Origin of the sequence: Thiorhodococcus drewsii AZ1 (assembly GCF_000224065.1) — a bacterium.
Lineage (GTDB): Bacteria > Pseudomonadota > Gammaproteobacteria > Chromatiales > Chromatiaceae > Imhoffiella > Imhoffiella drewsii.
On sequence record NZ_AFWT01000039.1, the window covers coordinates 1 to 19,070 of the forward strand.

Consider the following 19,070-nt stretch of genomic DNA (forward strand, 5'->3'; position numbering starts at 1 on the left):
CGTGAAACGCTGCCTCGCCGATGTTAGTGTGGGGCTTCCCCATGCGAAAGTAGGTCACCGCCAGGGCCTTATCCCGAAACCCCTCCACCAACAGGTGGCGGGGGTTTCTTCTTTGCGCAGACAAAAAATGTCCCGGTCTTGAACTAGAATCGAGGTTCCCTCGGTTTTTCGGGTTGCGAGAATTGAGTTTCTCGGCGCTGCGGAATATGCTACGCGATTCTCTTTTTCCCACTGAGGTAAGGCCATGGTCGCCAAGACCCTCTACGACAAACTCTGGGACGAGCATGTCGTCCGTGTCGACGACAATGGCACGGCACTGCTTTACATCGACCGTCAGCTGATTCATGAGGTGACCTCGCCGCAGGCCTTCGAAGGTCTGCGGTTGGCCGGACGCACGCCTTGGCGCACCAGCGCCAATTTGGCGGTTCCAGATCACAACGTCCCCACGACCGATCGCGCTGCGGGTATCTCGGATCCGGTCTCGCGCATCCAGGTCGAGGCGTTGGGCACCAACTGTCTGACGTTCGGCATCACCGAGCTTGGCATGGGCGATAAGCGGCAGGGTGTCGTGCACGTCATTGGTCCTGAGCAGGGCTTCACGCTGCCTGGCAGCACCGTCGTTTGCGGCGATTCGCATACCGCGACTCACGGTGCTTTTGGTGCGCTGGCCTTCGGTATCGGTACCTCCGAAGTCGAGCATGCCCTGGCGACTCAGACCCTGATCCAGCGCAAGTCCAAGTCGATGCTGATCAGCGTCGACGGCAAGCTGGGCACGGGCGTCACCGCAAAGGACATCGTGCTGGCCATCATCGGCAAGATCGGTACTGCGGGTGGTACCGGTTATGTCATCGAATTCGGTGGCGAGGCGATCCGCGAGCTCACCATGGAAGGCCGCATGACGGTCTGCAACATGGCGATCGAGGCGGGTGCGCGCGCCGGTCTGATCGGAGTCGACGACAAGACCGTCGAGTACATGCGTGGGCGCCCGTTGGCACCGCAGGGCGAACTGTTCGAGCGCGCCGCCGCTCACTGGCTCACGTTGTCGAGTGACGAGGGCGCCCAGTTCGATGCGGTCATCCACATGGATGCCGCCGACATCAAGCCGCAGGTCACCTGGGGGACCTCGCCTGAGATGGTGTTGCCCATCGACGGCAAGGTGCCGAGCCCTGAAGATGCTGACGACGAGGTCAAGGCGAACGGCATTCGTCGCGCGCTCGATTACATGGGGCTGGAGGCCGGCACCCCGCTCACCGAGGTTCGTCCCGATAAGATCTTTATCGGTTCCTGCACCAACTCGCGTATCGAGGATCTGCGTGCCGCAGCCTTGATCGCCAAGGGACGCAAGGTCGCCGAAAGCATCAAGCTGGCGATGGTGGTGCCCGGTTCGGGTTTGGTGAAGGAGCAGGCCGAGGCCGAGGGTCTAGACAAGATCTTCGTCGAGGCCGGTTTCGAGTGGCGCGAGCCCGGCTGTTCCATGTGTCTGGCCATGAACGCCGACCGACTGGAGTCGGGCGAGCGCTGTGCATCGACCTCGAACCGCAATTTCGAGGGACGTCAGGGCCAGGGCGGTCGCACCCATCTGGTCAGTCCAGCCATGGCCGCCGCAGCGGCCGTGACCGGACATTTCGTCGATGTGAGGGAGCTGTGATGGAAGCGTTCAAGAATTTCACCGGCGTCGTCGCTCCGCTCGATCGCGCCAATATCGATACGGATGCCATCATCCCCAAGCAGTTCCTCAAGAGCATTCAGCGGACCGGTTTCGGTCCCTTCCTGTTCGACGAGTGGCGCTATATGGATCATGGCGAGCCGGGTATGGATTGCACCAATCGGCCGCGCAATCCTGAGTTCGTTTTGAACGATCCGCGCTTCGCGCAGGCGCAGATCCTGTTGGCGCGCGAGAATTTCGGTTGTGGCTCGTCGCGCGAACACGCGCCCTGGGCGCTGACCGATTTCGGTTTTCGGGTCATTTTGGCACCGAGCTTCGCGGATATCTTCTTCAACAACAGCTTCAAGAACGGTCTCCTGCCCATCGTGCTCGATGCCAAGGTGATCGACGCGCTGTTCGCCAAGGCGACCGGTGAGACGCCGCTGTCGATCTCGGTCGATTTGTCTGCGCAGACCCTGACACTGGACGACGGTACTTGCATCTCTTTCGAGGTGGATGCGGGCAGCAAGCATCGTCTGCTCGAAGGGCTCGACGATATCGGTCTGACCCTGCAGGAAGTGGATCTCATCCGCGCCTACGAGGAACGCCGCCGGGCCGAGACGCCTTGGCTGTTTATCTGATTCGCACATCCTGAGCACTGTTCGGAGACACCTTTCGCGGCGTCTCCAACGGGCTTACCAAACTGATTTCGATCCCTTTCCTCCTTCCGGGCTTCGTCCCTGGGCGATGCGCGTTGACGTGGCAGAAAGGGGTCAACCAATGGGAGATAATCGCTTGAGCAAGAAGATTCTGGTGGTGGCTGGTGATGGTATCGGTCCCGAAATCGTCGCCGAGGCGATCAAGGTCCTGAATGCCCTTCAGGCCGATGGCGCGATCGATGTGACGCTCGAAGACGCGCTGGTCGGCGGAGCTGCCTATGACGCCGTTGGCAATCCATTGCCGGAGGAAACACTGGTCAAGGCCAGGGCCTCCGATGCCGTGCTGCTTGGTGCGGTCGGCGGACCCCAGTGGGAGTCGCTGCACATCTCCAAGCGTCCCGAGCGTGGTTTGCTGGGGCTGCGCGCCGAGCTCGGGCTGTTTGCCAATCTGCGTCCCGCCGTCCTTTATCCGCAGTTGGCGGCGGCCTCGACCCTCAAGCCCGAGATCGTTGCGGGCCTCGATATCATGATCGTGCGCGAACTGACTGGCGACATCTATTTCGGTCAGCCACGCGGTGTCGAGACCCTGCCGTCCGGCGAGCGTCGTGGTATCAATACCATGGTGTATACGGAATCCGAGGTGGAGCGCATCTGCCGCGTCGCCTTCGATATTGCTATGAAGCGCGGCAAGAAGGTCTGCTCGGTCGATAAGGCCAATGTGCTTGAATGCACCGAGATGTGGCGTGAGGTCGCGACCAAGACGGCGGCCGAGTATCCTGAAATCTCGCTCAGCCACATGTATGTCGACAATGCGGCCATGCAGCTGGTGCGTGCACCCAAGCAGTTCGACGTCATGGTGACCGGCAACATCTTCGGCGACATCCTCTCCGACTGCGCTGCCATGCTGACCGGCTCCATCGGTATGCTGCCCTCGGCCTCCCTGAACGAAAAGGGGCAGGGCATGTACGAGCCGATTCACGGTTCGGCGCCGGATATCGCGGGTCGTGGCGTGGCCAATCCATTGGCGACCATTCTTTCGGTGGGCATGATGCTGCGTTATTCGCTCGACGCCCCCGAGGCGGCGGACCGCATCGACGCGGCGGTGTTCAAGGTACTCGATCAAGGGTTGCGGACTGCGGATATCATGTCCGAGGGCATGCGTCAGGTGGGTACCGCCGAAATGGGCGACGCGGTTGTCGCGGCCCTCGCTGGCGAATAATTTGTTTGGTTGGATCGGAAATGACGGGGTGAGGTGATGAAGCGAGTCGGTTTCGTCGGTTGGCGTGGCATGGTGGGTTCGGTTCTCATGGACCGAATGCGCGCGGAAGGTGATTTCGCGCGAATCGGCGATCCCGTCTTCTTCACAACCTCCCAGGTCGGGCAGCCGGGGCCGGATGTCGGGTCCGGCTCGCGTCCGCTTGAGGACGCTGGATCCCTGGATGTGCTACGCGAGATGGATGTGATCGTCACCTGTCAGGGTGGGGATTACACCAAATCGATACATCCGCGATTGCGGGCCGCCGGCTGGGATGGCTACTGGATCGATGCCGCCTCCTCGCTGCGCATGAGTCCTGAGGCCAGCATCATCCTCGACCCAGTCAATCGCGACCTGATCGATTCCGCGCTGGATGCTGGGCGTCGCGATTTCGTCGGCGGTAACTGCACCGTGAGTCTGATGCTGATGGCCATCGGTGGGCTGTTCCGCGAAGGGCTCGTGGAATGGGTCAGCTCCATGACCTATCAGGCCGCCTCGGGCTCGGGTGCCAAGCACATGCGCGAGTTGTTGTCGCAGATGGGTGCGCTGCGCGATTCGGTCGATGATCTTCTGCAAGACCCGTCCTCTGCGATTCTGGAGATCGATCGCAAGGTGACCGAGACCCTACGTGGAGCAGACTTCCCGGTTGCGAACTTCGGCGCGCCCTTGGCTGGCAGCCTTATTCCCTGGATCGATACCCAGCTCGACAACGGCCAGAGCCGCGAGGAATGGAAGGGGCAGGCCGAAACCAACAAAATTTTGGGGCTGGAGGCAAACCCCATCCCCATCGACGGCTTGTGCGTGCGCGTTGGATCCATGCGCTGTCACAGTCAGGCGCTGACCATCAAATTGGCGCGCGATGTCTCGATCGCTGAGATCGAAGCGGTCGTGGCCAGCGCCAACGACTGGGTGAAGCTGGTACCGAACGATCGCGAACTCAGTATTCGCGAGCTGTCTCCTGCCGCCGTGACCGGAACTCTTGGTGTTCCAGTTGGCCGTCTGCGCAAGATGAACATGGGGGATCGCTATCTCGCCGCCTTCACCGTCGGCGATCAGCTCCTCTGGGGGGCTGCGGAGCCATTGCGGCGAATGCTGACTATCTTGTCGGATGTCTGAGGGTCCTTCTCTCTTCCAATTTCCTTGATGTTCTTGGTTAAAGAAGGCTAATCCGATATAGTCTGCCCGTGTTCAGGGTTTCTCGTATCCGAGGTGAAACCGGCGGGCTTCCAGGCTCGGAGAAAGTGGATCGACTCGAACCCTAGCCTTGATGCATGTCGGTTGCTTGAGATCGTATTGATCTATCCCAGTTAGACTACTGCTAACGTGATCCGCAGCGAGGAAACCGGGTAATGGTATGGTCCGGGTTTCCCCGTTTTGTTAACAGCTGTTCGCCGTTGCTTGGTGCACGAGGGAGGAGGATGTCTCGCAAGCTCATTCTAGCGTCGGCCATGACCATGGCTCTGGCCGGCACCGATGCCTTCGCCCTCGGGCTGGGTGGATTGAATACACAATCCGCCCTCAATCAGCCATTTCTTGGCGAGATCGAGCTACAGGATGTCCAGCCCGATGAGATCGATGCCGTCAAGGCGTCGCTTGCATCGTCGGAGGCATTCGCCAAGGCTGGGGTCGAGCGTTACTACTATCTGACCAAGCTTACCTTCAAGCCGGAGCGCTCTCCGCAGGGTGGAGTCGTGTTACGCGTCTCCAGCCGCGAGCCCATTCGCGAGCCCTATATGGATTTTCTGGTCGAGGTCACCTGGCCCGCCGGGAAATTGCTGAAGGAATACACCGTGTTGCTGGATCCGCCGGTTCTGGCGAACCGTGGCGCTCCAGCGGTTCGCGGTGCCAGTGCGGGTTCGGCTCGTGCCGGTCGTCGTGCTGAGGCTCGGCCGAGCACGGCAACATCCTCGAACTATATTCCCGCCCCGGGCGACGGCTTTCCCATTTATGTAGGCCCGGTCCGATCCGGCGTTGGTCTTTGGCGGATTGCGAGCGAAACGCGTCCATCCGGTGCTACCGTCGCTCAGACGGCGATGGCCCTGTACCGCAACAATCAGAAGGCGTTCATCCGCGCCAATATCAATCGCCTGCGCGTCGGTTCGACCTTGGTCATTCCAACCGGGGCCGAGTTGTTTGCGCTCGATGCTGCCGAGGCCGAGCGCGAGTATGCCGCCGCCTTGCGAGGCCGGGTGGTCCGTCGCTCGCCGCTCACCGACATTCCTCCTGGCGCGCTCGATTCGCGGCTCAGGGTTGCCGGCGCGACCTCTCCGAGGACGGCGGCTGCCCCGGCACTCACGACCGGCAGTCCCTCGGCGGAACCCGGCACCGCTTCGTCCTCCCGGCCAGGCGCCACTTCGCCTGCGGTTCAGCAGGAGGTGCTGCTCGCGCTCGAAACCAGCGAGAGCACGCGTCAGGAAACGCTTGAGTTGCGTGAGCGGATCAAGGAGCTCGAAACCCAGCTCTCGGGCATCGAATCGCTCCTTCAGTTGCGCAACGCCGAGCTGGCTCGTGCCCAGAATCAGCCGGCTCCCGGCGTGCTGGGCGATCAGACGTCTTCCGAGCCTGCCGTCGGAGCCGAATTGGCTGAGTCAGCTTCGTCGCAGCCGGCGGACACCCAAGTTCAGCCACCGCTCGAAGGTGGCGAGACTCAGGCGCCGATGTTGGACGAGGCGTCGTCGGTTGATGATAGCTCCCAGCAGACCGAGTCTGATGTGCAGTCCGACGCTTCGGGGCTTTTGCCCACTCCCGATGCTGTGGAAACGGAGCCGGCTGGTTTGATGCCGCTTCCGGTTCCGACTCCTGCGCCCGAAGATGCCGCGCCGTCCGAGCAGGCTGCCGAGCAACCCGTCGCTCAAGAGTCTCCAAAACCCGTTCCGACCAAGTCGGTGCCTCCTATCGCTCCGCCTGTTGAGGCGCCAGCCTCATCGACCTGGCATTCCTTGCTGTTGCCACTTGCTGGCCTTGCTGCGGTGACGGTGATCGGTATTCTCGTTTTCTCCTGGCTCAGTATTCGGCGCAAGCGTCGGGAGGAGGACGAGGAAGATCACGATCTCGACAAGGATCTGCTGCTCGAGCCGCTTGACGAAACTACCGAGCCTCGCACCATGGCCGCCGCAGAGGAGGACGTTTCGACGGTCGCCTCTCCGAAGGCTCCTGATGAGTCGGCCACCAGCGGCGAAACCTCGTCCAGCAGCGGTCCAAGGGAGAAGGTGGAGGAGACAGGAGTGACGCTCATGTCTTCTCTCAGTAACTTCGATGCCGAGACCGATGAGGCCGATCCCTTGGCCGAGGCCGATATCTATATCGCCTATGGCCGTCACAGCGAGGCGCAGGAGCTTCTGCGCGGCGAGTTGAAGCGCTATCCGGAACGGGTCGACATTAAGTACAAGCTGGCCGAGGCCTATGCCGGTGCCAAAGATCTGCAGGCGCTTGGCGAGGTGCTCTCGGAAATCGAGGAGTCTGGAGGCGATCAGGCCGATCCGCGTATGTGGAGCCGATTGCAGGAGGCGCATGCGCGCCTGCGTTCGGCGACCGACAGCCAGGGCGAATCGGGACCATCGCAAGTACGCGATGCTCTGCGGAGCAGTGGCGGCGATTCTGGGGGCGATTCCATGACCCTGGGTGTCGACGATTCCTTCTCGCTCGACATCAGCGATCTCCAGCAGGCATCGGCCGTCCCCTCCGATCCCCTCAAGGTCGATAGCGGCACTGAGCCGGCCACCGCTGACTCCGATTTCGAGGATGACGTCCCCCTGAAGATCAGCGACGATCTGTTGGGAGACATCCTGAGCGAGCCGCGCGATGGTCTCGGCCCCGATTCGGAGCAGGACTCCTTCGGAGCGGCTCCGACGGTAGCCGTTCCCCAGGCCAGCTCCGATCTCGCACGCGATCCCGGAGAGGATTCTGTTCAGATCGAATCGGAATTGGTCTTGTCACTGGATGAGCGGCGCGTGGAAGTCGTCGATGACCTGGATTCCATCTTCGATTCGACCGTCGAGGACGAACCGACCCTGGCTCGCAACGAGGCCTCTGGCACGCCTCCCACTGGCCCGCAAAGCGGGCAGGTGTTGTCCTCTGTCGGGTTCGATTCGAACGATTCGGTAGAGCAGGAGAGCACCCCGACCGATCTCTTGTCGTCGCAATGGCAAATGGACTCGGGGATTTGGGACGAGACGGCGACCAAGCTCGATCTGGCGCGTGCCTATATCGAGATGGACGATGCCGAGGCGGCGCGCGAAATTCTCGAAGAGGTTATCGCCGAGGGTCGTGACGAGCAGCGAAGTGAGGCTCAGGCCATGTTGAGCAAGCTGGGCTAAGTGATCGGTCGGCGGCTTCTCCAAGATTTCGACCCAGCTCCAGATGTTCGTCCGGCAGGTCGCTCGATCCGCGAGGACATGGCGCCTTGATCTCGGGTCGGATTGCCATGGGCGTCGAATACGACGGGACGGATTTTCACGGCTGGCAGACGCAGTCCGGGGTCCGTACCGTTCAGGCTACGCTGGAGGCGGCGGTCGGTCGTGTCGCCAATCATCCTGTTACCATCCATTCCGCCGGACGCACGGACGCGGGCGTGCACGGTTTGGAGCAGATCCTCCATTTCGAGACCTCGGCCGCGCGCTCTGAGCGGTCCTGGGTGCTCGGCACCAATGTGAACCTGCCGCCGGACGTGGCGGTGCGTTGGGCGCATCCGGTTCCAGAGGACTTCCACGCGCGCTTCAGCGCGATGGCCCGTCACTATCGCTATCAAATTATGGTGCGTCGGACACGCTCTGCCCTGCAGCGTTCGAGAGCGGTCTGGGTGCACGAGGCGCTGGATCTCGGATGCATGCGCGAGGCCGCTTCGGCATTGGTCGGCGAGCATGATTTTTCGAGTTTTCGCGCCGTTTCCTGTCAGGCCAAGAGTCCGATCCGCCGCATCCATTATCTGGATGTCCTGGAGAGGGACGGTCTCATTAGCTTGCATGTGGGCGCCAATGGGTTCCTGCACCACATGGTGCGCAACATTGCCGGGGTACTCATCGCCATTGGGCGTCAGGAGGCGTCGGTTGACTGGACCCGCGAGTTGCTCGACCTGCGCGATCGCACCCTGGGTGGGGTGACCGCGCCGCCGCAGGGTCTCTATTTCGTGCGGGCCGACTATCCGGAACGATTCGCGCTTCCTCAGGTCGAGAAGACCAATCCCTTGCAGCGACTGACTGCCGATTGATGTCCATCCACTCTCTAGTCTCGTGTTTCACGAATCTTCGCAGATGATCCGAACCCGGGTTAAGATTTGCGGCTTGACTCGCGTCTCCGATGTGGAGGCCGCAGTCGCTGCGGGTGCCGATGCGCTCGGCTTCGTCTTCTATCCGCCGAGTCCGCGTGCGGTGACGCCTGAGCAGGCAGCGCGGCTGTGCGCCAAGCTGCCGCCGTTTGTCTCGGCGGTTGGTCTATTCGTTGATGCCGCGCCAGAGGGCGTGCGCGCGACACTGGACCAGGTGCCGCTCGACCTGCTTCAATTCCACGGCGACGAGGCTCCCGATTACTGCGCCAGTTTCGGACGGCGCTGGATCAAGGCGCTGCGCATGCGTCCGGGGGTCGACCTCATGGCCGAGCGTGCGCGCTATGCGGGTGGGGCGGGGCTCCTGCTCGACGCCTATGATCCAGCGCGCGCCGGCGGCACCGGCCAATGCTTCGATTGGGATCGGATTCCTCCCGAGATTGCGTCTTCGGTCGTATTGGCCGGTGGACTGGATGCGAACAACGTGGCCGAGGCTGTGGAGCGGGTTCGGCCCTATGGCGTTGATGTCAGCGGTGGTGTCGAAGCCGCCAAGGGCATCAAGGACCAAGACAGAATCAATGCTTTCATGCAAGGGGTGAGAGATGGCGATACACGCCGATAACAGTCATGCGTCGCGCATGGAGCCAGGTCGGGAGTCGGCCTACGATATGCCGGATGCCAATGGTCATTTCGGCCCCTACGGCGGGATGTTCGTCGCCGAGACCCTGATGTATCCGCTGGAGGAACTGCTCAAGGCCTATGAGGGCTGCATGGCCGATCCTCTGTTCCAGTCCGAACTGGATGCCGATCTGCGCGACTATGTGGGCCGTCCCTCGCCGCTCTATCACGCCGAGCGTTGGAGTCGCGAGGTCGGCGGGGCCCAGATTTATCTCAAGCGCGAGGACCTGAATCACACCGGCGCGCACAAGGTCAACAACACCATCGGACAGGCGCTGCTCGCCAAGCGCATGGGCAAGACCCGCATCATCGCCGAGACCGGCGCCGGTCAGCACGGCGTCGCCACCGCGACCGTCGCCGCGCGTTTGGGTCTGGAGTGCGTCGTCTACATGGGGGAGGTCGATGTCGCACGCCAGGAGGCCAACGTCTACCGCATGCGTCTGCTCGGCGCCCAGGTCGTCGCGGTCAAGTCCGGCTCGCGGACCCTCAAGGACGCCATGAACGAGGCGATGCGCGACTGGGTCACCAATGTCGATAACACCTTCTACATCATAGGGACCGTGGCAGGTCCTCATCCCTATCCCATGCTTGTGCGCGACTTCCAGGCGGTGATCGGGCGTGAGGCGCGGGCACAGATCCTTGAGCGTACCGGGCGTCTGCCGGACGCTCTGGTCGCCTGCGTGGGCGGCGGCTCCAACGCACTCGGGCTCTTCTACCCCTTCATCGGCGACACCGAGGTGGCCATCTACGGCGTCGAGGCTGCGGGTGACGGACTTGAGACCGGACGTCATGCGGCGCCTTTGACCGCCGGCCGTCCGGGCGTGCTGCACGGCAATCGCACCTACCTGATGGAAGACGACAACGGTCAGATCATGGAGACCCATTCGATCTCGGCCGGGCTCGACTATCCCGGTGTCGGTCCCGAGCACTCCTGGCTCAAGGACAGCGGACGCGCGACCTACGGCGCGGTCTCCGACGATGAGGCATTGGCCGCCTTCCATCATCTGACCCGGACTGAGGGTATCATCCCGGCGTTGGAGTCCAGTCACGCACTCGCTTACGCACACACGCTCGCCGCGACCATGCGCCCGGATCAGTCTATCCTGGTCAATCTGTCCGGGCGTGGGGATAAAGACATGCATACGGTCGCGCATCACGACGGGTTGGTTCTATGAGTCGTATAGCAGCACGTTTCGAACAGCTTGCCGGTCGCGGGCGCACCGCGCTCGTTCCGTTCGTCACCGCCGGCGATCCGAATCCCGAGGTCACGGTCCCGCTGATGCACGCCATGGTTGCGGCTGGCGCGGATTTGATCGAGCTGGGCGTTCCCTTCTCTGATCCCATGGCCGACGGTCCCGTGATCCAGCGCGCCACCGAACGCGCGCTTGCCCGTGGAGTCTCGTTGACCCAGGTGCTGGAAATGGTCCGCGCGTTCCGTGCCCAGGACCAGGACACCCCGGTCGTCCTCATGGGCTACCTGAATCCGATCGAGGTGATGGGCTATGCCTCCTTCTCCGAGCAGGCCGGCGCCGCCGGAGTGGATGGCGCACTGATTGTGGATCTGCCGCCGGAGGAGGGGCATGATCTCATCACCATGATGCGCGACCAAGGGTTGGATCTGGTCAATCTGATCGCTCCGACCTCGACTGAGGCGCGGATCGCCAAGATCGGTCAGGTGGCCTCCGGATTCGTCTATTACGTCTCCATCAAGGGTGTCACGGGCGCGGCCCATCTGGATGCCAGCACCATCGCCGATAAGGTTGGCGAGATTCGCGCTCAGATCCGGCTTCCGGTCGGTGTCGGCTTCGGCATCAAGGATGCCGAGACGGCGGGACAGGTGGCTCGGGTGGCGGATGCCGTCATCGTCGGCAGCGCTATCGTTGGTCGAATCGAGTCGCTCGCCGATACCCCCGAGCGGATTCCTGAATCCATTGCCGAATTCCTCGGCGGTTTGCGAGCGGCTATCGACGTCGCAGATGGGGTGGGGCATGGCTCAACTTCCCGTTAAGTCGAACAAGGCGAAACAGATTGATCCTGAAGCAGGTGCCACATTGAAGCAGGCGATGGACAAAGGTAAGAGTTGGTTCGAGAAACTCATTCCGAGCCGCATCCGCATCGAGTCCAGCACCAAGCGTGCGGTTCCGGAGGGCGTTTGGGCCAAGTGTCCAGGCTGCAACGCCATTCTTTACCGCGCTGAGCTGGAGCGTAATCTGGAGGTCTGCCCCAAGTGCAGCCATCACAGCCGCCTTACCGCCCGCAAGCGTCTTGAGGCCTTTCTGGATCCCGACTGCCGAGAGGAAATCGGCGCGGATCTGGAGTCGCTGGATCCATTGAAGTTCAAGGATCTGAAGAAGTACAAGGATCGTCTCGCTGCGGCTCAGAAGCAGTCCTCCGAGAAGGAGGCGCTGGTCGTGATGCGCGGTCGATTGAAGGATGCGCCCATCGTCGCTTCGGCCTTCGAGTTCAACTTTATGGCCGGATCCATGGGGTCGGTGGTCGGCGAGCGTTTCGTGCGCGGCGTCGAGGCCGCCCTGGAGCAGGATGCTCCCTATGTCTGCTTCTCGGCGAGCGGCGGCGCGCGCATGCAGGAGAGTCTCTTCTCGCTGATGCAGATGGCCAAGACCAGTGCCGCTCTGGCCAAGATGCGCGAGCGCTCGCTGCCCTTTATCTCGGTGATGACGGATCCCACCATGGGTGGCGTGTCGGCGAGTCTGGCGATGCTCGGCGATATCAACATCGCCGAACCCAATGCGCTCATCGGTTTCGCCGGTCCGCGTGTCATCGAGCAGACCGTGCACGAGAAGCTCCCCGAGGGCTTTCAGCGCAGCGAGTTCCTGATCGAAAAGGGCGCCTTGGACATGATCATCGATCGTCGTGATCTGCGTGAGCGTATCGCCGATCTGCTCGCCATCCTGAGCCACCGGCCACGCTATTGCCGGACGGTCGTTCCGGTCTGATCGCAGGTTCCAATCATGAAGGCTCTTGATCACCCGGATTCGCTGGAATCCGGGTCTGGTGGCGCATGTCGTTTCGAAACGCTCGACGCCTGGCTCGACTGGCAGGTCACCCTCAATCCGAAACGGATGGAGTTTGGCTTGGAGCGGGTTGGCGAGGTCTGGCGCAGGTTGGGCCACGGCGATCCGTCCTTTCCCGTCATCACGGTGGGCGGAACCAATGGCAAGGGTTCCTGTGTCGCCATGATCGATGCCATCGCCCGCGCGGCGGGCTATCGGTGCGCGAGCTACAGCTCGCCGCATCTGCTGCGCTATAACGAGCGGATCCGTATCGATGGCGATCCCATCGCCGACGCCCCTCTGTGCGAGAGCTTCGCGCGTATCGATCGGGCCCGTGGCGATGTGCCACTGACCTATTTCGAGTTTGGAACCCTGGCCGCGATGGATCTGTTCGTCCAGGAGAAGCCTGATCTTGCCGTGTTGGAGGTCGGGCTCGGTGGACGACTCGATGCGGTCAACCTCTTCGACGCGGATGTGTCCGTGGTCACGACGATTGGTCGTGACCACACCGTCTGGCTCGGGGAAACGCTCGACGAGATTGCGATCGAAAAGGCGGGTATCTTCCGGGCCGGGCGGCCTGCGGTCATCGGTCAGCGCGATGCCCCGGAGATCTTGCGCGAAGAGGCGATTCGCGTCGGCGCGTTGCCGCTGCAATTGGGGGGCGAGTTCGATCACGCCTCCGCCGAGGCGGGTTGGATCTGGCAGGGGCCGCACGGGCGGCGTTTCGCCTTGCCGTTACCGAGTATGCGTGGCGGCTTTCAATTGGATAATGCCTCCGCCGCCATGGTGGCGCTGGACGGCTTGGCCGAGCGTTTGCCGGTTCCGCCAAGCGCCATGCGCACGGGCTTGCAGCGTGCGCGGTTGTCCGGACGTTTCGAGGTTTATCCGGGGCCGGTGACCCGAATCTTCGACGTCGCACATAACGGTGCGGCCGCCCGCTCGCTCGCCGATAATCTGCGTGCGTTCAAAACGGGTGGGCGCATCAGGGCCGTGCTCGCGGTTCTGGCGGACAAGGATCCAGAGTCGATCGTGGCGCCGCTGTTGCCTCATGTCGATCAATGGTATCTGTCGCAGAGCGATGACGAGCGAGCGCTTTCCGTGGACGCTCTGGCCGCGCGGCTGTCCGGTTTAGTGCCGAGTCCGGCGGGCTGTTTCGCCCGTATCGAACAGGCGTTGGATGCCGCCGATACGGTCTCTGTCGAGGGCGACAGCCTATTGGTGATGGGGTCCTTTACGACGGTTGGTCAGGCTTTGCGTTATCCGCGCGGTATCTGCGCCGATTCGTGACGGGCTATACTTATCACTCTCTGCACGAGAGTCGAATCATCGATGTCAACGTGCGGTTGATCGAGCCGCGCAAGACAACCAGGTAGATATCTATGCGAGAAGGGGCCAAAAGACGCTTGGCGGGTGCCGTTGTGATCGTCGCTTTGGTGGTGATCTTTGTGCCCATGCTGTTCGAAGAAGATTCGTTGGCGCCGTCATTGGATCAATCAATCATTCCGGGCGAGCCGGATCTCGGGGATCGCTTCGGTGCCGCGCCGCCTCTGCAGCTTCCCCTCGAGGGGAGCGATGGCCTCGCCGACGATCCAGCGGAGTCCGAGACGGGTGTGTCGATGGGGTCCGATTCAGACGTCCAGCCTGCGGGCGCACCGGGTCAGATCGATCTCCAGTTGCCTGCGCTTCCGTCTCGGTCTGCTGAGCCGGAGCCGGACCGTCCCGCGCGGCAGGCAGCGCAGAAGCCGGCGGCACCATCCAAGCCGCCTTCCGCACCGCCGCAAAAGCCGGCGGTCGTGAAACAGAAACCCGTTGCGCCGATCGCTCCGCCCCCGCGCGGGCCGAGCGATGGCATGCCCTCCTGGGTGGTTCAGGTCGCGAGTCTCGGTGCGATCGAGAAGGCCAATGGCCTCGCGAGCAAGCTCAAGAAATCCGGCTTCTCGGCCTTCGTCGAGAAGGCCGAGGTGCGCGGCAAGACCTATTATCGCGTGCGGGTGGGGCCGGAGCTGGATCGGGCGAACGCCGAGCGCACGGCCGCCATGCTGCGTCAGCGACAGAAGCTGGATACCCTGATCCAGCGCTATCCATCGAACTAATGTCGGTCTGGACATCAGAATGAACTGGGTCGACTACCTCATCATTTCAGTGATCGTTCTGTCCGCCCTGGTCGGGGTGGCGCGTGGTCTGATCCGTGAGGTGTTGTCGTTGGGCGTCTGGATCCTGGCGTTGCTCGTCGCCTGGTTCTTCCATCGCGATGTCGCGGATGCGCTGATCCCCTATCTGTCGCAGCCTCCAGTGCGGATCCTCGTGGCTTTCGCCGCTCTGGTTCTGGCCGTGCTATTCGTCGGCGCTATTCTGGGTGCCGTTCTGGTTGCTGTCGTCGACAAGGTCGGGCTCAATGGTTTGGACCGTTTTCTCGGGCTGGGTTTCGGGGCCGCGCGCGGGGCTCTGATCGTCTCCATGGGGGTCTTTCTCGCGGCCCTGACTCCATTGCCCGAGGATCCTGTGTGGGCCGGGTCCAGTCTGATCGGCGACTTTCAGGTCTTGGGCGACTGGTTTCTCGGCCTGGTGCCCGAGGATGTCCAGACGCGATTGAAACAACTCTGAGCAGGAGCTCGGATCCTCTTAGGCCGTTGCAGGGTTGAAGGAATCCTCTTTTCTAGAGTAACCTGGCCGGCTTCCAGTTATTTGCGTTCGTCTTTCGAGGCGAAGCACGGGCGAGGCCCCCATGTGCGGTATCGTTGGAATCGTCGGCAAGACTCCAGTCAATCAATCACTCTACGACGCGCTCTTGTTGCTTCAGCATCGCGGGCAGGATGCGGCGGGTATCATCACCTGTCAGGGTGACAAGCTTTATCTGCGCAAGGATAAGGGTTTGGCGAGGGATGTGTTCCAAACCCGTCACATGATCCAGCTGCTCGGCAATATCGGTGTCGGTCACGTGCGCTATCCGACCGCCGGTGCCTCCAGTTCGGCGGAGGCGCAGCCCTTCTACGTCAATTCGCCCTACGGCATCGTGCTGGCTCACAACGGCAATCTCACCAATGCCGAGGAACTCAAGCACGACCTGATCGTCGACGATCTGCGTCATCTCAACACCGAGTCAGACTCCGAGATTCTGCTCAACATCTTCGCTCACGAACTGCAGATCCAGGGCAAGCTGCGCATCGACGAGCAGGATGTCTTCCGCGCGGTTGCCGGCGTGCACCGTCGCTGTCGCGGCGGTTATGCGGCTGTGGCCATGATTCCGGGATTCGGTGTTTTCGGCTTCCGCGACCCTTTCGGTATCCGTCCCCTGGTCTACGGCCGTCGCGAGACCCCCGAGGGCACCGAATACATGATCGCCTCCGAGAGCGTGGCCCTGGACAGCAACGGCTTCGAGGTCATTGCCGACGTAGCCCCCGGCGAGGCCGTATTCATCACGGTCGACGGCGAACTCCATACCCGTCAATGTGCGGCTCAGCCGACCCTCTCGCCCTGTATCTTCGAGTTTGTCTATTTCGCCCGGCCCGACTCCATCATCGACAACATCTCGGTGCACAAGGCGCGTTCGCGCATGGGCAAGAAGCTGGCGGCCAAGATCAAGCGCGAATGGTCGAACCACGACATCGATGTCGTCATTCCCATTCCGGACACCAGCCGCACGGCGGCCCTGCAGTTGGCCAACCATCTCGGTATCAGCTATGCCGAGGGCTTCATCAAGAACCGCTATATTGGCCGCACCTTCATCATGCCGGGCCAAAAGGTGCGCAAGAAATCGGTGCACCAGAAGCTCAATGCCATCGATCTGGAGTTCCGCAAGAAGAACGTGCTGTTGGTCGACGACTCCATCGTGCGCGGCACCACCTCGCAGCAGATCATCCAAATGGCGCGGGATGCGGGCGCGCATCGGGTCTATTTCGCCTCGGCGGCTCCACCGGTGCGCTATCCCAACGTCTATGGAATCGACATGCCGGCTGCCAGCGAATTGATCGCTTCGGGACGGACCGAAGAGGAGGTCGCGCGTGAATTGGGCGCCGACGGCCTTATCTTCCAAGATTTGCCGGATCTCATCGATGCCGTCCAGAAGAAGGGCAAGAGTCATGTCGATCGTTTCGACACGGCCGTCTTCGATGGGGTCTATGTGACGGGCGACGTGACGCCGGAATACCTCCAAGCCTTGGAGGCCCGGCGCAACGATGGTGCCAAGGAGACACGCCAACCACCCAACGAGAGCGCCCTTGACCTCCACAACAACTACTGATCCAGGCCCGCTCGACTCGGATCCCTTTCAGCCGGGATCCGAGCGGTTCCTCGCCGGCCCCGATGCCGGTTTCGCCACGCGCGCCATCCGCATCGGGCACCAGCGCACCCCCGAGAACGAACACAGCGAGCCGGTCTTCGCGACCTCCAGCTTCGTCTTCTCCAGCGCCGCCGAGGCGGCTGCGCGCTTCGCGGGCGACGTGCCGGGAAATATCTATTCGCGCTTCACCAACCCCACGGTCCGCGCCTTCGAGGAGCGTTTGGCCTCCCTTGAAGGCGGCGACTGCTGCGTTGCGACCGCGTCCGGGATGGCGGCGATCCTGGCCGTCTGCATGGGACTGCTCAAGCAGGGCGACCGGATCGTCTCGTCGCGCAGCGTGTTCGGCAGCACCACCATGCTGTTCAACAAGTATCTGGCGCGCTTCGGTATCGAGACCTGCTTTGTTTCGTTGAGCGATCCGGACGCCTGGGAAGCGGCGATCGACGACCGCACACGGATGCTCTTCTGCGAGACCCCGTCCAATCCGCTCACCGAGATGGGCGACCTGGCGCGCCTGGCCGAGATCGCCCACCGTCACGACTGTCTGCTGGTGGTCGACAACTGCTTCTGTACCCCCGCGTTGCAGCGTCCGCTCGACTTGGGTGCGGATATCGTCGTCCACTCGGCGACCAAGTATCTGGACGGGCAGGGGCGTTGTGTCGGTGGGGCGGTCGTCGGGGACCGCAAGCGTGTGGGCGAGGAGGTCTTCGGCGTGCTGCGCACCGCCGGTCCGACCATGAGTCCATTCAACGCCTGGGTGTTCCTGAAGGGGCTGGAGACGCTGGAGCTGCGCATGCTGGCCCACTCCGAACGCGCGCTTCGGCTCGCCGAGTGGCTGCTGGAGCAGTCTGCTGTGGAACGTGTTTATTATCCTGGACTCGCCGATCATCCGCAGCATGGACTCGTCGGACCCCAGCAGCGTACCGGCGGCGGTATCGTCTCCTTCGACGTGCGCGGCGGCAAGCAGGCTGCCTGGGATTTGATCGACGCGACGCGACTCATCTCCATCACTGCCAACCTGGGCGATGTCAAGACCACCATCACCCATCCCGCGACCACGACCCATGGGCGACTGAAGCCCGAGGAGCGCGCCGCGTCCGGGATCGGCGACGGGCTCATCCGGGTCGCGGTCGGGCTGGAGAACATTGAGGACATCCAGGCCGACCTGGCATCGGGTCTGGCCGGACTCTGACCTCGGCGCTGCCCGAGTGCGTCTGAACCGAGAATCCACATACAAGCGACAGATGACCGCGCCAGCCAGTATCCAGCTCATCTGTCCCGGTCTGCTCGGTCCAGTCCCGGCGCTACCGCAACCCATGCCGCCAACGGTTGCGATCGAGCGATTGCTGGGGCGCGCCGATTCCCGTCGGGATGATTGGCATGATCCCTTGTTGGCACTGTTCGGGGCCTTCGGTCTGTCCCATGCTGACGCGCGCGATCTTCCGAGCGCTCCCGTCTCTCTGCTAGGCGAGGGCACGGACGTCGATCCCGACGCCTATTGGTTGCATGCCGATCCTATCCATCTGCGTCCGGATCGCGATCGACTGCTACTCTTCGCCGGCGACTCGGTTGCTCCGGATCGGGTCGAGGCCGATGCGCTGCTCGCGGCCTTCAATGACCATTTCGCCGACGAGCGTCTGCGACTGGTCGCGCCCACACCGAACCGCTGGTATCTGCGTATCGAGACAGCGCCACCACCGTCCGAGTTGCCGCTCTATCGTATGCTCGGCCAGCCGCTCGAAGCCGTCCACTCCGGGACATCCGACTCGCGACGCTGGTCGAGCCTGCTCAACGAGACCCAGATGCTCTTCCATGCCCATCCGGTCAATCAGATGCGCATGGATCGCGGTCGCCCGACCATCAGCGGACTTTGGGTCTGGGGCGGGGGACGCTTGCCCAAGGGTATCGACACCGATCTGAGGTGCGTCGTCGCCGACCATCCGCTCGCGCTCGGCCTGGCGCGTTTGGCCGGTCTCGACAGCATGACGCTGGAGCGCTCGGCGCCCGAGCTGCTGGTGGAGAAGGGCAGGACACTGGTGTTTTGGGACGCCCTTTGGAATACGCTGGAGGCGCGCGATCTCGATGCGTGGGGTGCAGCGTTGGAGGATCTCGAAGCCTGGATAGCTCGAATCGAGACCGAGCTACGTCACGGTACCCTATCGGCCCTCGATATCCAGACCGGCGCTGGCCAATCCCTGTCGGTTGGTCGCCGCCACCTGCGTCGTTTTTGGCGCAAGGGAGGATTCAGCCCGCGACTGCAGGTCGGGTAGCCCCAAGCGC

General features: G+C 62.5%; 16 protein-coding genes. All 16 read left to right on the forward strand.

Annotation, left to right across the window (positions count from 1 at the left end; translation table 11 throughout):
• Positions 1-244 precede the first annotated feature (244 nt).
• The 16 genes from leuC to THIDRDRAFT_RS19025 all read left to right on the forward strand — a co-directional run bounded on the left by leuC (position 245) and on the right by THIDRDRAFT_RS19025 (position 19,060).
• A complete protein-coding gene (gene leuC, locus THIDRDRAFT_RS18950) occupies positions 245-1,648 on the forward strand; it encodes a 3-isopropylmalate dehydratase large subunit (RefSeq protein ID WP_007042521.1) in 1,404 nt (467 codons plus the stop codon).
• Positions 1,648-2,286 carry a 3-isopropylmalate dehydratase small subunit gene (gene leuD, locus THIDRDRAFT_RS18955; protein WP_007042522.1) on the forward strand — a complete coding sequence of 213 codons (639 nt, stop codon included), beginning with the start codon at positions 1,648-1,650 and terminating at the stop codon, positions 2,284-2,286. Before leuC ends, leuD begins: the two co-directional genes overlap by 1 nt.
• 154 nt (positions 2,287-2,440) lie before the next feature.
• Positions 2,441-3,523, forward strand: coding sequence for a 3-isopropylmalate dehydrogenase (gene leuB, locus THIDRDRAFT_RS18960; protein WP_139058817.1), 1,083 nt, complete (start codon positions 2,441-2,443; stop codon positions 3,521-3,523).
• 36 nt (positions 3,524-3,559) lie between these two features.
• Positions 3,560-4,675 carry an aspartate-semialdehyde dehydrogenase gene (gene asd / locus THIDRDRAFT_RS18965; RefSeq protein WP_007042524.1) on the forward strand — a complete coding sequence of 372 codons (1,116 nt, stop codon included), beginning with the start codon at positions 3,560-3,562 and terminating at the stop codon, positions 4,673-4,675.
• Positions 4,676-4,977: 302 nt separating this feature from the next.
• Positions 4,978-7,875, forward strand: a complete 2,898-nt coding sequence (locus THIDRDRAFT_RS18970) for a FimV/HubP family polar landmark protein (protein WP_007042525.1) — start codon at positions 4,978-4,980, stop codon at positions 7,873-7,875.
• A gap of 107 nt (positions 7,876-7,982) precedes the next feature.
• Complete coding sequence (gene truA / locus THIDRDRAFT_RS18975) at positions 7,983-8,765, forward strand: tRNA pseudouridine(38-40) synthase TruA (RefSeq protein ID WP_007042526.1); 783 nt, start codon at positions 7,983-7,985, stop codon at positions 8,763-8,765.
• A gap of 46 nt (positions 8,766-8,811) precedes the next feature.
• Positions 8,812-9,441, forward strand: a complete 630-nt coding sequence (locus THIDRDRAFT_RS18980; RefSeq protein ID WP_083827529.1) for a phosphoribosylanthranilate isomerase — start codon at positions 8,812-8,814, stop codon at positions 9,439-9,441.
• Complete coding sequence (gene trpB / locus THIDRDRAFT_RS18985; RefSeq protein WP_007042528.1) at positions 9,422-10,672, forward strand: tryptophan synthase subunit beta; 1,251 nt, start codon at positions 9,422-9,424, stop codon at positions 10,670-10,672. The genes THIDRDRAFT_RS18980 and trpB overlap by 20 nt, the downstream gene beginning before the upstream one ends.
• Positions 10,669-11,505, forward strand: coding sequence for a tryptophan synthase subunit alpha (gene trpA, locus THIDRDRAFT_RS18990; protein ID WP_007042529.1), 837 nt, complete (start codon positions 10,669-10,671; stop codon positions 11,503-11,505). Before trpB ends, trpA begins: the two co-directional genes overlap by 4 nt.
• Positions 11,506-11,560: 55 nt before the next feature.
• Positions 11,561-12,454, forward strand: a complete 894-nt coding sequence (gene accD, locus THIDRDRAFT_RS18995; RefSeq protein WP_007042530.1) for an acetyl-CoA carboxylase, carboxyltransferase subunit beta — start codon at positions 11,561-11,563, stop codon at positions 12,452-12,454.
• Positions 12,455-12,469: 15 nt separating this feature from the next.
• Positions 12,470-13,798 carry a bifunctional tetrahydrofolate synthase/dihydrofolate synthase gene (gene folC / locus THIDRDRAFT_RS19000; RefSeq protein WP_007042531.1) on the forward strand — a complete coding sequence of 443 codons (1,329 nt, stop codon included), beginning with the start codon at positions 12,470-12,472 and terminating at the stop codon, positions 13,796-13,798.
• Between the two features lie 197 nt (positions 13,799-13,995).
• Positions 13,996-14,604: an SPOR domain-containing protein gene (locus tag THIDRDRAFT_RS19005; RefSeq protein ID WP_159105434.1), complete on the forward strand. Its 609-nt coding sequence runs from the start codon at positions 13,996-13,998 to the stop codon at positions 14,602-14,604.
• A 19-nt stretch (positions 14,605-14,623) separates the two neighbouring features.
• Entirely contained in the window at positions 14,624-15,115 is a 492-nt protein-coding gene (locus THIDRDRAFT_RS19010) for a CvpA family protein (RefSeq protein WP_007042533.1), read from the forward strand.
• Between the two features lie 121 nt (positions 15,116-15,236).
• Positions 15,237-16,751: an amidophosphoribosyltransferase gene (gene purF / locus THIDRDRAFT_RS19015; protein WP_007042534.1), complete on the forward strand. Its 1,515-nt coding sequence runs from the start codon at positions 15,237-15,239 to the stop codon at positions 16,749-16,751.
• On the forward strand, positions 16,729-17,982 hold the full coding sequence (locus THIDRDRAFT_RS19020; RefSeq protein WP_007042535.1) for an O-succinylhomoserine sulfhydrylase: 1,254 nt from the start codon (positions 16,729-16,731) through the stop codon (positions 17,980-17,982). Before purF ends, THIDRDRAFT_RS19020 begins: the two co-directional genes overlap by 23 nt.
• A gap of 52 nt (positions 17,983-18,034) precedes the next feature.
• Positions 18,035-19,060: a hypothetical protein gene (locus tag THIDRDRAFT_RS19025; RefSeq protein ID WP_007042536.1), complete on the forward strand. Its 1,026-nt coding sequence runs from the start codon at positions 18,035-18,037 to the stop codon at positions 19,058-19,060.
• Positions 19,061-19,070: the final 10 nt, after the last annotated feature.